This window comes from Devosia sp. MC1541, assembly GCF_012847305.1.
GTDB lineage: Bacteria > Pseudomonadota > Alphaproteobacteria > Rhizobiales > Devosiaceae > Devosia.
In genome coordinates this window covers 51,946-65,905 of sequence record NZ_JABBDZ010000013.1, presented here as the reverse complement: position 1 = coordinate 65,905, position 13,960 = coordinate 51,946, and the positions used below count along the sequence as shown (strand labels likewise).

Genomic DNA, 13,960 nt, shown 5'->3' with positions numbered 1-13,960 from the left:
TCCCTGTTATGCTGCTGATGCAGCGTTTTTTTTCGTTACGTCTTCAGCTTCGTCTAAATAGCGTGCGCCATAAGTGATCAGCGTCTGAGCGGTTCTGTTCAGGTGCTCGGTGAGCGCGGCGCAGGCGCCGTCGGCGTCACGCGCCAGACAGAGTTCGATCAATTGGCGGTGTTCGGCATCGACATCGCGGCCACCCCGACGATGGGGTTGGATCATCCGACGATAGCGCTCAGCTTGCGTAAACAATTGCGAACGCAACCGCAGCCACCACACGGAATCACAAGCGGAAATCAGATCGTCGTGGAATTTCTGGTGGAGACGCGACCATTCGATATTGGGCTCGCCGCCGATGAGGGGCGTGGTGCGAGACAGCTGATGCCATGTGCCCAGCATCTGACCTTCCCACTCCAAAGTGCCCAGCTCAATCGACCGGCGCAGGCAGCGGGTTTCAATGTCGGTTCTGACAGCGGTGAGGTCGAGCATGTCGGCCACCGACACCTTGGCGACGAGAAACCCCTTTTGCGGTTGCGAGGTGACCAAATGATCGGAAGTGAGACGCGAGAGCGCTTCGCGAACCGCGCCGATGTTTACCCCAAAGCGCGCGGCCAACTGGTCAATCGCCAGCTTTTGGCCAGGCGTATGCATGCCGTCGAGCAGCTCGGTTTTGAGGGTTTCATAAACAGCAGCGGTTTTGCTTTGCGCCATAGGCAGTCTCCATTGGGTCTATTTGTTCCTCTAAAATGGGATCAGATGCAAGCAAAACTATTTTGCATAAAAAATCGATTTTGTATAAGACCATCGATTAGATGCAGAGATTGGGAGGAAAACCATGGCGAGCAACAACTTCCGCGACTACATGCTGGCGCTGGATACGCCTCGAATTGCCAATGCGCGCGGGCTGGACCCGTTCGTTTACGCACAGCCGATTCTGAAAACGGAACGCGCGATTGCGCTCAATGCCGAATGGCAGAGCCGCTACAACCAGCCGTTCAAAGGCGTGACATCCGACGGCACGGTCATTGAAGATTTGTTTGCGCTGGAAGATCAGGGGTTCGATCCGGCCCCTGCTGTGGCGGCTATGGAAAAGATGCTGGCAGCGCTATCGCCCGAGCATCAGGTCGGAATTGCGCACAAGAGCGACGATGACAAATGGCGCGGCTGGTATAATCCGGAAATCCCATTCAACGACCATGGGGTCCGGCTTGAATATATGCCGGAGGCGGCGCGCGATGCTTTCCTAGAGCTGCTTAAGGCCTGCACGAGTGAAGTAGGCTTTACCAAGGTGCAGAACCTGCTCTCGGCCAATCGCTATCTGGGCGAGATTTATGACCTGCTCAACATCATGAACGAGTGGAGCTTCCACTTCCTGATGTTTGGCACGCCGTCGCTTACCGCGCCTTGGGGCTGGAATATTTATGGCCACCACGTTGCCTTCAACTGTCTGATCGTGGGCAATCAGATGGTGATTTCACCGACGTTCATGGGCGTTGAGCCCAATGTGATCGATCGCGGCAATGGCAATTGCTTTGCGCTGTTCACCGAAGAAGAGCGGCAGGGCCTAGCGCTGATGCAATCGCTGAGCGCCGAGCAGAAGCAGCGCGCGACGATTTTTGAGCTGATGGAAGACCCAAAGATGGGGCCGGATCGGTTCAACTTCGCCGACCAACGCCACCTTGGCGGGGCGTTTCAGGACAACCGCGTGATCCCCTATGAGGGGGTGAGGGCCAGTGAGTTCTCAGCAGAACAACAGGCCGCACTGCTCAAGCTGATCGAGACCTTTATTGAGCATGTTCCGGATGCGGCGCGTCAGGCGCAGATGGCACTGATTGCCAGGCATTTGGATGAAACCTATTGGAGCTGGATCGGCGGACACGGGGACGAAGACCCGTTCTATTTCCGTATCCAGAGCCCGGTGATCATGCTGGAATTTGACCATCACTCCGGCATGTGGCTGACCAATGAACAGCCAGCCAAGTTCCATATCCACCACATCACCCGTATTCCGAACGGGAATGATTATGGACGGGCGCTGCTGCGGGCTTGGGAAGCGAAACAGGGGTAGTCGTTTTGGGGGGATTTTATCCCCCACCCTTAATCCCTCCCCTCAAGGGGGAGGGAGACGAAGGAGCGCTGGGCTGGTGACGAATTTTTGTCGTCACGAGGAGAGTTCTGTTGGGGGGATTTACCCCCACCCTTAGTCCCTCCCCTCAAAGGGGAGGGAGACGAAGGAACGAGGGGCTGGTGAGAAATGCTCAGGCAGGGCTGACTTTTCGGGTATATTCGGTTGCGAGCTCTCGTCATCACTGGGCTTGTCCCGGTGATCCAGTGCGGCGCTAAGTTTGACTGGATTGTCGGGACAAGCCCGGCAATGACGGTGGGGGAAGTAGTCATTTCAACAAAGAAAAAGGCCTCCCGTTGGAGGCCTTTTGCATTTGGAGTGCTCGCCTTAGCCGTAAGGGTCTTTGGAGCCTGCGGAGACGATGGGCGCTCCGGCTTTGAACTCGCTGAGCAGCTTTGAGGCGGCGGTCGAGAACAGGGTGACGTCATTGCCGATGGCAACGAATGTAGCGCCGAGTTCGAGATAGCGGCGGGCGAGAGCCTGATCGCCGATGAGAATGCCCGCTGGCTTGCCGAGTTTCACGAGGCGCAGAATTGCGGCTTCGACCACGGCTTGCACTTCCGGCGCGCCGGGTTTGCCTAAAAAGCCCATGTCAGCGGCGAGATCAGACGGGCCGATGAAAACGCCATCGACGCCGTCGACAGCCGCGATTTCATCGAGCGCGGCGATGCCCTTTTGGCTTTCGAGCTGGACGAGAAGGCAGACCTGATCATTGGCAGTCTGCAGATAATCGGGGATGCGATTGAAATTGGATGCGCGGGCCAAGGCCGCGCCAACGCCACGCACGCCAAAGGGTGGGTAGCGCATGGCGCGGGCCAGTTCAGCGGTCTGGGCAGCGCTCTCGACCATGGGCAGGAGCAGGGTCTGCGCGCCAATATCGAGAAGCTGCTTGATGACCCAGGTTTCCCCGATCGGTGGGCGAATAATGGCGTGGCTGGGCGATGCGCTCAGAGCCTGCAATTGCGCCATAAGAACCGGCAGATCGTTGGGCGCGTGCTCGGCATCCAAGAGCAACCAATCATAGCCAGCACCGCCGAGGATTTCGGTGGTGTAGGGATTGGCGAGAGCGGCCCAGAGGCCGATCTGCGGATTGCCTAAGCGGATGTTCTGCTTAAATTTATTGATGGGTGCTGGCATGGCGCGCCTTATTTGAAGTGGCAGCTGACGGTGCCAAATGGACCGTAATCGCTGGTGATGGTGTCGCCGTGGCGCGCTTCGACGGGGCGAATGAAGGAGCCTGCGAGCACGATCTCGCCGGCGGAAATTCTGTCGCCATATTGGTGCAGGCGATTGGCCAGCCAGGCGATGCCGCGCGCGGGGTGATTGAGAACCCCTGCCCCAAGGCCGGTTTCTTCGACCTCGGCATTGCGCGAGACAATCGCACCCATCCAGCGCATATCGACCTCATTGGGACGCATGGCGCGGCCGCCGAGAACGATACCCGCGTTGGCGGCATTGTCGGAAATGGTATCGACAATGGTACGGGTTTTCTTGGTCTGCGGATCGACGCGCAGAATGCGGGTGTCGAGGATTTCGAGCGCCGGGGTAATGTAATCGGTGGCGTTGAGAACGTCGAAGGTCGAGACATTGGGGCCGGACAAATCGGACTTCATGATGAAGGCGATTTCGGCTTCGATGCGCGGCTGGATGAAACGATCTGGCGGGATGGTCGCGCCGTCTTCAAAGAGCATATCGTCGAACAGCACGCCGGAATCCGGGATGTCGATGTTCAGCGCGTATTGCATGGCCTTTGAGGTGAGGCCGATCTTCCAGCCAATCACCTTGCGGCCAGCGGCGATCTTTTGCTTCACCCATTCGGCCTGGACGGCATAGGCGTCGTCCATGGTCATGTCGGGGTATTTTAGGGACAAAAGGCCGATCTGCTGGCGGGACTTTTCGGCCCCATCAAGCGACTGAGCGGCGTCGATGACGTCTGCCGTGTTCATCATGGAAATACCTCATCGGCAACTGTGTTGCGGAGCAGGCCGATGCCTTCGGCTTCGACCTCGATAGTGTCGCCGGGCTTGAGCCAGATCGGGGGATCAAAGCGTGCGCCGGCGCCAGTGGGCGTGCCGCAGACGATGATGTCGCCGGGTACGAGTGTGGTGAAGGTCGAGATGTAGGCGATGATCTTGCGGAAGGTGAAGATCATGCGGCTGGTGCGATCTTCCTGACGGAGTTCGCCATTGACCTTGGTGGTCAGGCGAACGTCTGCAAGCTGGTCGGCGTTCTCGAAGGGGACAAGCCATGGGCCGATAGCGCCGGAATTGTCAAAGTTCTTGCCTTGGGTGACGTTGAACTTGGCGTGGCGGACCCAATCGCGCAGCGTACCTTCGTTGCAAAGGGTTAGTGCGGCGATGTGATCGTAAGCGTCTGCCTCAGCGATACGGCGGCCCGCTTTGCCAATGATGATAGCGATTTCGCCTTCGTAATCGAGCTGAACACTTTCGGGCGGGCGGATGAGCGGCTGGCCGTGCCCCGTAAAGCTGCGCGGGAAGCGGATGAACAGCGACGGGTTGGGCTTACTGTCCTGCCCATCTTTGTACTCTTCGTTGCGATCTGGGAAATTGACGCCGACGCAGATGATCTTTTCCGGATCGGCGAGCGGGATGGAATAGGTGATAGCGTCGAGCGCGTGGTCGACAGGCGTATCGGCATATTGGGTTGCGAGGGAGGACAGAGCTCCCGCCTCGACAACGGCTTTGAGCGAAGCATAGCGCTGGTCACGACGACCAATATCGACGACACCGTCATCTCTGACGAGGCCGAAAGACGCCCCCTCTGGTGTTACAAAGCTGGCAAATTTCGGCCTCATCGGGTCCCCCCTGGGAAGTATAGGCTTAGGCGATGCCGCCCAAGCAGACGTATTTAATCTCAACAAAGTCATCGATGCCGTAGCGCGAGCCTTCGCGGCCAAGGCCGGATGCCTTAACCCCGCCAAAGGGCGCTTCGGCGGTGGAGACAAGGCCGGTGTTAACCCCGACCATGCCGTATTCGAGCGCTTCAGCGACGCGGAAGACGCGCGAGAGATCGCGGGCGTAGAAATAGGACGCCAGACCAAACTCGGTGTCATTGGCCTGATGGATGACATCGGCCTCGTCGGTGAAGCGGAAGATCGGGGCCAGTGGTCCAAAAGTTTCTTCGCGGGCAACGGCCATGTCCTGCGTCACATCGGCGATGACGGTGGGTTCATAGAAGGTGCCGCCAAGCTTATGGGCCTTGCCGCCCTGGAGGAGGCGAGCGCCCTTGCTGACCGCGTCAGAGACGTGTTCATCGACCTTGGCCATGGCTTTTTCGTCAATCAGCGGGCCAAGATTGACGCCTTCGTCAAAGCCATTGCCGACCTTGAGACCACCCACCGCCTTGGCGAGCTTTTCGGCGAATTCTTCGTAGACACCATCCTGCACATAGATGCGGTTGGCGCAGACGCAGGTTTGTCCGTTGTTACGGAATTTAGCGATCAATGCGCCTTCGATGGCGGCGTCCACATCAGCATCGTCAAAGACGATGAAGGGAGCATTGCCGCCCAGCTCGAGGCCGAGCTTTTTAATCGTCGGGGCGCTTTGCTTATAGAGTTCAGCGCCGACTTCGGTGGAGCCGGTGAAGGTGAGCTTGCGCACGATGGGGCTGCCGGTGAGTTCGCCGCCAATTTCGCGCGAGGAGCCGGTGATGACCGAGAATAGGCCAGATGGCAGCCCTGCCCGCTCAGCCAAAACGGCGAGTGCAATGGCGGAGAATGGGGTTTGGGCTGCGGGCTTGAGCACCATAGCGCAGCCAGCGGCCAATGCCGGACCCGCCTTGCGGGTGATCATGGCATTGGGGAAATTCCATGGGGTAATGGCAGCGACCACGCCGATAGGCTGCTTCATCACCATGATGCGCGCATCGGGACGGTGGCCGGGAATGAGATCGCCATAGACGCGGCGCGCCTCTTCGGCGAACCATTCAATAAAGCTTGCGCCATAGGTGATTTCGCCAATGGCTTCAGCAAGCGGCTTGCCCTGCTCCATGGTCAGGATCGCCCCGAGATCTTCCTTATTGGCGATCATCAGGTCGAACCACTTGCGCAATATGTTCGACCGGTCTTTGGCGGTGCGTGCGGCCCAAGCCTTCTGCGCCTTTTCGGCGGCAAGAATAGCCTCGCGCGTTTCGGCAACGCCCAGCTTTGGCGTGTAGCCAATGATTTCCCCGGTGGCGGGGTTATTTACCGGAGAGCCGTTTTCGGCTGTGCCTTCAATCCAACGGTCGCCAACAAGGGCAGCCTGACGGAAAAGGCTCGGATCTTTCAGGGTCATATCCCGCTCCTTTGGGAGGTGTTTCGTGTTTCCAAAGGAAAACATAACGCCGACGCCCGCCCAAAAGCAGGCGTCGGCTGTATTTTTATCAGATATTGAAGAGCTTCTTGGCGTTGCCCGACAGAACCTTGGTCTTGATCTCGTCAGAAACGTTCAGACCATTGACGGTTGGAACGCCGTCGAAGAACCAGTCCTTACGGATCGGGTAGGAACCGCCGTACAGAATGTTGTCTTCGCCAAGCACTTCGATAGCGCATTCAAGCTGGGCCTTGCCCCACTGCGGTGCACCCGAGATATCGAAGAAGAGGTTCTTGCGCAGCTGGGCGCGCAGATCGGAACGACCGGTGTCGAAACGATCAACAGCATCGCCATAGGTGTGCTTTGGCTTTGGTACCAGCATGTCGACGAAAGCGAAGAAACCACCGCCGAGCATGGAGTGCGACAGGCGCAGCTCTGGGAAGCGATCGAACAGACCCGAGAAGAGTTCGCGACCGATAGCGGTGCCCTGTGCGATCGAACGACCGTACTGGCGACGCATGTTGTTGAAGGTCAGGATCGAGCCGTGATCGACTGGCAGCGGGGTGTGGTGCACAACTGCTGGCAGCTTACGGTCGTTGAGGAATTCGAAGTATGGGAAGAAGGCTTCGTCATCGAGGTAGATGTTGCCATACTTACAAGCGAGCTGAACGCCCTTGAAGCCGAGATCGTCGACGCAACGTTCGACTTCGCGGATCATGTCCTTGGAACCCCAAGGTGGGCAAACCGCCAGCGCGGTGAAGCGGCCATTGGAGCGCGAGATGTATTCGGCAAGGCCATCGTTGAGGCGCTTGGAGGCTTCAAGGTTCAGCCATTCCTGCCACACTGGAATACGGAACACAGCCTGGTCGATGCCAGCCTTGTCCATGTCCGCCAGCTGGCTTTCAATGTTGTACTGACCTTCAGCGTAGTTGATGTTCACTACGCCCTTTGGCTCTTCGATGATGATCTGGCGAATGTCCTTGCCTTCGACTGGCACCATCGAAACGTGGATGCCGTGCTGGCGTGGAATGCAGCTCATCATCAGATCACGCAGGCTCTCATCGGTGAAGAGCGTGTCTGGCAGCCAGTGCATATTGGCGTCGATAACGGTCATGGGTAGTCCTTTCAAATCTCTACGGCGGGAGGGCGCGCGTTAAGCGCGCGCCGAGCCCTTGGCGCCAGCGATGTCGTTTTCGACAGCGGCCTTCTTGGCGCGATCCTCGTTGAAGAAGCCCTCGTCACGGAAGCCGAGCGGGCCAGCGTCGTCGGGACGCTGCATGCCGGCCATGCGGTGGTATTCGAGGAAGATTTTCTCGCATTCGGCGATGGGGAAAATGTCCTCGATATTGTCGAAGGGCTTGCCGCCAGAGCGTTCTTCGACAATGCGACGGACGACCTCGGGGCCTTCCCCGCGGTTGGCAATGACGAGACGGTTGGCGAATTCCCGGCGAACGCCTTCATAGGCCTTGAAGGCTTCAGCGGGATTGTCGATCTCAGCGAGCTTTTCAGCCAGAACGCGGGCATCAACCAGCGCCTGACACAGGCCATTGCCACCACGCGGATACATGGCGTGGGCGGCGTCGCCGATGAGGGTGACGCGATCAAACGACCATTGGTCGAGAGGATCGCGGTCGATCAACGGATACAGATAGACTTCGCGCGCATTGCGGATGATCTCACCCACGTTGACGAAATCGAGTTTGCACTCGTCGAAATTGTGGGCGATTTCGCCCTGATCCATGCGCTGGTTCCAGTCTTCCAGCGACTTTGGCTGGCCGTTCTGTTCGACCACCCAGTTGACGAGCTGGTTGCCCTTGCCGTCGACATTGTTGGTGATCGGATAAACGATCATCGAACCCTGAGCGATTGGATCGCCGATGTGCAGGATGGTGCCGCCATTGCGGAATGGAGGCATAACGGTGACGCCGCGCCACATGGCAACGCCCGAATAGTGGCTGGCCGAAGACGAGGGAACGAGCTGGTTACGGACAGCAGACTTGATGCCATCGGCGCCGATGAGCACATCGTGGCGGGCCGAGGACTTGGTGCCGTCCAGACCTTCGAAGTGAATGGTGACGCCGGTTTCATCCTGTTCGAAGCCCGTGCAACGCTTGCCCAGCTGAACAGAGTTCGGGCCGAGACGATCCAGGACCGCACGGTAGAACATCATCTGCAGATCGCCGCGATGAACGAAGCGCTGCTCATGGGGATAGCCCATGTGCTTGCCGCACTTTTCGCCATAGATCATCTGGCCGTAGCGCGTGTAGAAAATGCTGTCGATGGCTTCCACCGAGATCGACTGGAACTCTTCAAGGAGCCCCATTTCGGTGATTTCCTTGACGCCATAGATCTTGATGTCGACGCCAACGCCAAGCGGCTTCAGCTCTGGTGCGCCTTCATAAATCGTGGGGTTAAACCCCTTCTGCTGCAAGCGCAGAGCCAGTGCGAGGCCGCCGGGGCCAGCGCCGATAATGGCAATGTTCAGCATGTCATTTCTCCTCTAATGGCCGCGCGTCAGGCGCGTTCGGCCGCCTTGCGCGCCAAGAACTTTTCAAGAGTTGGCAGCGGGATGTTTTCGTCTGGCTGGCTCGGCTCGGCGCCAGCAAAGCGGGTGGCTTCTGCAAACCACTGCTCCTGAGCCGGTAGGCCCCACTGATCCGCACGCTTGGGATTGGACAGCGACCAACCCACAGCGGGTTCGATGTCGATGTGCTGGTAATGGGTGTTGAAGAGCTCGATGCGATGCCCGTCCGGATCGCGGAAGTAGATGAACATGGCACCGGAAATGCCGTGACGACCCGGACCGCGCTCGAGGCGTTGGCCCAAACCAAGAGCACCAGCCACGTCGCAAGCGCGGATCATGTCGGACGCGTCGCGAAGGGTGTAGGCAAAGTGGTGCAGGCGCGGGCCAGGACCATGGGTAAAGACGATATCGTGCGGATTGCCCTTGCGCTGCATCCACACGCCCCAGAGGTGTTCAGAGCCATCTTCGTTTTCCGAGAAGGTGTATTCGGAGGTGCGGAAGCCGAGGGGCTGATAGAATTCGTAGCTCTTGCGAACCTTGGCCGACTGCAGCTGGTAGTGATCAAGGCGCTGAGCCGAGGCGCCGCGGTATTGATCGTAAGCGGTCATCAGGCGTGGGCGCAGTTCCATGCTGGAGGTGAACTCCAGCGGCACGCCCACCGCGTCACGCACATGCAGGGTCAGGCCCTGATACGGGACTTCCACGATGGAAGATTCAACACCTTTGGACTGGAAGTAGTCATAACCGGCACGGATATCGTCATCTGTCTGCACGCGGAAACCAACGCGCTGGCAGACTGGATCATTGCCTTTGCGCAGAACCAGCGAGTGATGCGCCGCTTCTTCCATGCCGCGCAGATAGACCGCTTCGCTATCGGCATCGCTGACCACCAAGCCGCAAAGATCGGTGTAGAATGCCTTAGACGCGTCGAGATCCGCCACGGTGAGCACAATGTGGCTCGAACGCGTGATGTTGAACGGCGGATGAAGAACGATATCGTCCATGCTCATGGACCTGCCTCCCGGGGTCATTGCTGACTTTTCTTGGAAGGCACGTTGAGCGCGTGCTGAAGTTTGCCTCAACTGAAGCTGGCGTTTTTGTTCACATAGCGAAAACTAAAATCACCCAGAGCGGATGCGCCCACCGACAAGCAAGAGCCTGTCCGTATTGTGAAAAAGAGTGGGCTTTTACCTTGAACAATCAACGATTGTGACTGCTGCTGGCACCAAACAAGATTGGGAAGAGGAAGCCCTAAACGTGTCGAAACGTCAGAGCATCTACGTCGATAGCTTCGTCCATAAAAACCCGACACCGGCTGCGTGCCGGATCGGTGACATTGTTTACTCGGGCGGTATTCATGGCTTCGACCCCGAAACAATGGCAACCTCGACTGAGGGCATGGAAAAGCAATGCGAGCTGATGTTCGGCCATGTGCGGACCATCGTGGAAGCGGCGGGCCTGACCACCGATGACATCATCAAAATCACCATTTTGATGAAAGACCGCTCGCAGCGCGACATGGTCAATCCGCATTGGGTGAAAATGTTCCCTGATCCGCAGAACCGCCCAACCCGGCAGGCCGTGCAGGCGGATTTGCAGGGGGGAATGCTGGTGCAATGTGATTTTGTGGCCGTCGCCAGCAAGTAACCACTCAGGGCTCGATCGGAAGATCGGGCCTTTCTCTTTTGGCTGCCAGAAAGACAAATAGGGCCCGATCCGAAGATCGAGCCCCGAGCTCCGGGAGGGAGCTTGTTCTTATTGAGCGGCAGCGAGGGCCGCGCGGTAGGTCGCAATTGCAGCGTCTGGATCGGCGAGACCTTTCGACTTCGCGAGTTCTTTCCAGTTTTCAAGCTGGCCAGCCAAAATCGGCGTAATGGCTTCCACCAATCCTGCCGATGGCTCAACCTGAGCCAGATGATCAAACTTGGCAGCAACTTCGACTTCACGCGCATCAACGGCTGCGCCTGTGCGGGCTGGTAAACCTTCAGCAGCGCGGACGATTGCAGCACGCTGCTCGTCGTTCAGCTCGTTCCAACGCTCTTCACGGATAACCACCGCGAAGGAGATCGAACCCAGACCACCGTCGATCTTGGTCTGGAACCGGGCTTCTTCGAGAACGCGGGCCGAGTTGGCCGAGTCTGGTGTGATCACCAAGCCTTCAACAGTGCCCTTGCTGACGTTCTCATGCAGACTGGTGAAGGGCTCCATAACCGGCACGCCACCAAGACCGGTGACGATTTCGCTCATCGCGCCCGGTGGGGTCCACAGCTTCATGCCCTGGAAATCGGCAACCTCTTCCAGGGGCTTCTTGATCGACATGAACTGGCGACCTGGTAGGGCATGCACCGAAAGAACAACTAGGCCCTTGTATTCGTTCAAGGGTTCAAAGTGCTCTTTATAGGTGGCCCAGAGCGCCTGCGAGGCAGCGGACGCCGATGGGGCGTGGCCGGGCAGATCGGCAATACGGTTGAGCGCGACAATCTGCGGGACAGTATTGGTTGGAATGAAGGCCATGTCGGAGATGCCATCAAGGATCATCTCATACTGGCGATCAATCGGGGCCAACGACACATCAGGGATGTGGATGTCGATGTCGCCCTTGCTTTCCGCTTCGATACGCTCAGCAAATTCGCGCACGGCGACTTGCTGAGTGACTTCAAAAACCGGCAGGTAAGTGTTGAAAATAATTTCCGTTTGGGCGGCGACTGGGGACGAAAACGCCCCCAGCGCAGCCAAAACAGCCAAGCGCTTCAGTAGTGTCATTCTCTCCTCCTTGAATGACAGGTTGATGGATTTAGATGGGCTGGACCAAGGTCTCGATGATCGACTGCGTGGTGGCCACGTTGTCGAAGTCTTTAAGACGGCCCTTCTCCCATTCGCCGATGTCCACGCAGGCCTGAATAACCCGGCGGCAACGGTCGTAACGGCGCTCGAAGTAGCTGGTGAAAGCGGCTTCGTAATCGTCGTGTTCGGCGAGTGCTTCCGCGAGCACGACGCCATCTTCGATGGCCTGAGCAGCGCCCTGCCCCATGTGCGGAAGGAATGCGTGTGCGGCATCGCCGATCATCACGAGACGGTCGCGGTGCCATGGGCCATCAGCGATCATCCACTCGATGGGGCGCAGCACGATATTGGCATCATCGGAGATATAGCGATCGCGCACGGCGCCGGTCAGGCCGCCAAAGCCCTTGAGCTGCTCGCGCAGGACCGCTGGCAATTCCGCGGCCTCATAGCGAACCGACTTGTCCCAACTGGTGTTGAAGAACATGTAGGCCAAGTCTGGACCAATGGGCACGAACCCGGCCATGCCGTGGGGTGCGTGCTGAAGAATGATGCGGTCAATCTCCATCTCGCCGTCGATGACGCGTGGGATGTTGACGCGGAATGCCGACTGGCCGTTGTACGCGGGTTTGGTGTCGTCGCCGGTAATGTCTTCACGGAGCTTGGAATAGGTGCCGTCCGCCGCAACCATCACATCATAATGGGCCGCTGTGTCGTTCGAGAACACCACATCAACGCCACGCGCGCCCTGCTCATAGCTGGAAACAGTGGTCGAATAGGCAATATTGACGCCGACGTCCTTGGCTCGCATGGTCAGAATTTCGTGGAGTTTAGGACGGGTAATGCCATTCATGGGCGGAAGGTTAGAACCCGGAATGGTCGCACCCGGCATCTGACGAACTTCTACGCCTTCGGCATTGAGGGTCTTGCCCCATGCGCGAGTGGAATAGCCAAATTCTAAACACTGCTGTGCGCAACCAATGGCGTCCAGAGCGCGCAAGGCGTTGAATGGCTGAATAATGCCGACGCCAAAAACCGATGCATGCATGTCTGAGCTGCGTTCGATAACGTCGACAGCAAAGCCCTTGCCACGCATTGCAATAGCCGTTGCGAGTCCACCGATCCCGCCCCCGACAACGAGAACCTTGATTTCCTTCATCGGAAACCTCCTCCCTAGAGTTCCTTTGTTGCCGCCATTAGGAAACCTGACAGTTTCCCAAGTCAAGTATCGGGTATTGTAGGAATTCTTTGGACGGAGTGAGGGTGGGCTTTGACGATAAGGTGCCGGTGCAGCGCGGAAAAACTGGCCGGATTTCCGTATTTTCCGCAGGGATTTCGCGGACGAAAAGGCACAACCATGGGTCTGATAGCCCACCTGTGGGAGCAGATGCAGCGCCACAAAGCATGGACAGAAAATATCTCAATTTCAGATACTTAGAGGCAAGGCCGGGGTGCCAGCTTTGGCGACGCGCAAAGTTTTGGGTCTTCACCAACGATCTTGAGACTTTTCCAGTATATGGACAAGAATAGGTTCGGGCGGTGTCTTACCGTGCACAGTCGGTGAAAAGAGCGGCGAATAAAGCGAAGGCAGTGAGTATGGCACGTGTCGGCCGGCCAGTGACGATGGCAGCAGAAGAACGACGTGAACTGGTCTTTGGACATGCGGAACGTCTGTTCTGTGACAAGGGCTATTCCGGCGTAACGATGACCGAAATCGCCAAGGCAGCGGGCATGAGCAAGAGGACGCTCTATGTGATGTTCGCTGACAAAGAGGAACTGCTGCGCGAGTTGGTGTCGTCGTCTTACCTGTGGGACGCGGGGGCATCGCAGGCCGTGGCGCATGACCCGGTAGACGAAGTGCGACAGCGATTGCGCATTATTTCAAAGCATGTGCTGTCGCCCCGCCACATCAATCTGTGTCGGCTCGCTGTTGGAGAGAGCATTTCCAAGAACGGGATTGCAGATACGTTTCTGGAGCTGGGTATTTACCAAAGTCGCGCTTCACTGGTGGAAGCGATCGACCGGATACCCGAACAGCGCAGACGCGTTGCGCTCAGCTCCAACCTCATCGCTGGCATGCTGTTTGGCGCGACCTGCAGCGTCAATCTGATGACTGCCATGCTCACCGGCAATAATCCGGTGATGCAGAAAATTGCCGAGTCTATCGACGTGGTGATCAACGCGGTTTTTGTTCTGGACGAAACAGCCGTCCGCGCCGATTGA

The 13,960-nt window shown here is 57.8% G+C and carries 13 protein-coding genes; 3 read left to right on the top strand and 10 right to left on the bottom strand.

Features of this window, described 5'->3' with window-relative positions:
* Positions 1-6: 6 nt before the first annotated feature.
* Positions 7-705: an FCD domain-containing protein gene (locus HKD40_RS13410; RefSeq protein WP_169196286.1), complete on the bottom strand. Its 699-nt coding sequence runs from the start codon at positions 703-705 to the stop codon at positions 7-9.
* 124 nt (positions 706-829) lie between these two features.
* Between HKD40_RS13410 and HKD40_RS13405 the strand changes: the two genes are divergently transcribed.
* Complete coding sequence (locus tag HKD40_RS13405) at positions 830-2,062, top strand: DUF3500 domain-containing protein (protein ID WP_169196285.1); 1,233 nt, start codon at positions 830-832, stop codon at positions 2,060-2,062.
* 384 nt (positions 2,063-2,446) lie between these two features.
* On the opposite strand, the gene hpaI is transcribed toward HKD40_RS13405, so the two are convergent.
* The 7 genes from hpaI to hpaD form a co-directional block, all read right to left on the bottom strand.
* On the bottom strand, positions 2,447-3,256 hold the full coding sequence (hpaI, locus tag HKD40_RS13400) for a 4-hydroxy-2-oxoheptanedioate aldolase (protein ID WP_169196284.1): 810 nt from the start codon (positions 3,254-3,256) through the stop codon (positions 2,447-2,449).
* Positions 3,257-3,264: 8 nt separating this feature from the next.
* On the bottom strand, positions 3,265-4,065 hold the full coding sequence (gene hpaH / locus HKD40_RS13395) for a 2-oxo-hept-4-ene-1,7-dioate hydratase (protein ID WP_182395950.1): 801 nt from the start codon (positions 4,063-4,065) through the stop codon (positions 3,265-3,267).
* On the bottom strand, positions 4,065-4,934 hold the full coding sequence (locus tag HKD40_RS13390) for a fumarylacetoacetate hydrolase family protein (RefSeq protein ID WP_169196282.1): 870 nt from the start codon (positions 4,932-4,934) through the stop codon (positions 4,065-4,067). Before HKD40_RS13390 ends, hpaH begins: the two co-directional genes overlap by 1 nt.
* A gap of 25 nt (positions 4,935-4,959) precedes the next feature.
* Positions 4,960-6,414 (bottom strand): NADP-dependent succinate-semialdehyde dehydrogenase, encoded by a 1,455-nt coding sequence (gene gabD, locus HKD40_RS13385; RefSeq protein ID WP_169196281.1) that lies wholly within the window; start codon positions 6,412-6,414, stop codon positions 4,960-4,962.
* An 88-nt stretch (positions 6,415-6,502) separates the two neighbouring features.
* On the bottom strand, positions 6,503-7,546 hold the full coding sequence (locus tag HKD40_RS13380; protein WP_169196280.1) for an amidohydrolase family protein: 1,044 nt from the start codon (positions 7,544-7,546) through the stop codon (positions 6,503-6,505).
* Between the two features lie 39 nt (positions 7,547-7,585).
* On the bottom strand, positions 7,586-8,920 hold the full coding sequence (locus HKD40_RS13375) for an FAD-dependent monooxygenase (RefSeq protein ID WP_169196279.1): 1,335 nt from the start codon (positions 8,918-8,920) through the stop codon (positions 7,586-7,588).
* 26 nt (positions 8,921-8,946) lie between these two features.
* Positions 8,947-9,966 carry a 3,4-dihydroxyphenylacetate 2,3-dioxygenase gene (gene hpaD / locus HKD40_RS13370; RefSeq protein WP_169196278.1) on the bottom strand — a complete coding sequence of 340 codons (1,020 nt, stop codon included), beginning with the start codon at positions 9,964-9,966 and terminating at the stop codon, positions 8,947-8,949.
* A 247-nt stretch (positions 9,967-10,213) separates the two neighbouring features.
* Between hpaD and HKD40_RS13365 the strand changes: the two genes are divergently transcribed.
* Positions 10,214-10,603 carry a RidA family protein gene (locus HKD40_RS13365; protein ID WP_169196277.1) on the top strand — a complete coding sequence of 130 codons (390 nt, stop codon included), beginning with the start codon at positions 10,214-10,216 and terminating at the stop codon, positions 10,601-10,603.
* 108 nt (positions 10,604-10,711) lie between these two features.
* On the opposite strand, the gene dctP is transcribed toward HKD40_RS13365, so the two are convergent.
* Both dctP and HKD40_RS13355 read right to left on the bottom strand, forming a co-directional pair.
* The gene (gene dctP, locus HKD40_RS13360) at positions 10,712-11,719 is read right to left on the bottom strand and encodes a TRAP transporter substrate-binding protein DctP (protein WP_169196276.1); all 1,008 of its coding nucleotides are present in this window, start codon (positions 11,717-11,719) and stop codon (positions 10,712-10,714) included.
* A 31-nt stretch (positions 11,720-11,750) separates the two neighbouring features.
* On the bottom strand, positions 11,751-12,896 hold the full coding sequence (locus HKD40_RS13355) for an FAD-dependent monooxygenase (protein WP_169196275.1): 1,146 nt from the start codon (positions 12,894-12,896) through the stop codon (positions 11,751-11,753).
* Positions 12,897-13,333: 437 nt separating this feature from the next.
* Between HKD40_RS13355 and HKD40_RS13350 the strand changes: the two genes are divergently transcribed.
* On the top strand, positions 13,334-13,960 hold the full coding sequence (locus HKD40_RS13350; RefSeq protein WP_169196274.1) for a TetR/AcrR family transcriptional regulator: 627 nt from the start codon (positions 13,334-13,336) through the stop codon (positions 13,958-13,960).

Coding starts and splice junctions, on each gene's coding strand:
- HKD40_RS13410 (WP_169196286.1), bottom strand. CDS start 705: ATGGCGCAAAGCAAAACCGCTGCTGTTTATGAAACCCTCAAAACCGAG.
- HKD40_RS13405 (WP_169196285.1), top strand. CDS start 830: ATGGCGAGCAACAACTTCCGCGACTACATGCTGGCGCTGGATACGCCT.
- hpaI (WP_169196284.1), bottom strand. CDS start 3,256: ATGCCAGCACCCATCAATAAATTTAAGCAGAACATCCGCTTAGGCAAT.
- hpaH (WP_182395950.1), bottom strand. CDS start 4,065: ATGAACACGGCAGACGTCATCGACGCCGCTCAGTCGCTTGATGGGGCC.
- HKD40_RS13390 (WP_169196282.1), bottom strand. CDS start 4,934: ATGAGGCCGAAATTTGCCAGCTTTGTAACACCAGAGGGGGCGTCTTTC.
- gabD (WP_169196281.1), bottom strand. CDS start 6,414: ATGACCCTGAAAGATCCGAGCCTTTTCCGTCAGGCTGCCCTTGTTGGC.
- HKD40_RS13380 (WP_169196280.1), bottom strand. CDS start 7,546: ATGACCGTTATCGACGCCAATATGCACTGGCTGCCAGACACGCTCTTC.
- HKD40_RS13375 (WP_169196279.1), bottom strand. CDS start 8,920: ATGCTGAACATTGCCATTATCGGCGCTGGCCCCGGCGGCCTCGCACTG.
- hpaD (WP_169196278.1), bottom strand. CDS start 9,966: ATGAGCATGGACGATATCGTTCTTCATCCGCCGTTCAACATCACGCGT.
- dctP (WP_169196276.1), bottom strand. CDS start 11,719: ATGACACTACTGAAGCGCTTGGCTGTTTTGGCTGCGCTGGGGGCGTTT.
- HKD40_RS13355 (WP_169196275.1), bottom strand. CDS start 12,896: ATGAAGGAAATCAAGGTTCTCGTTGTCGGGGGCGGGATCGGTGGACTC.
- HKD40_RS13350 (WP_169196274.1), top strand. CDS start 13,334: ATGGCACGTGTCGGCCGGCCAGTGACGATGGCAGCAGAAGAACGACGT.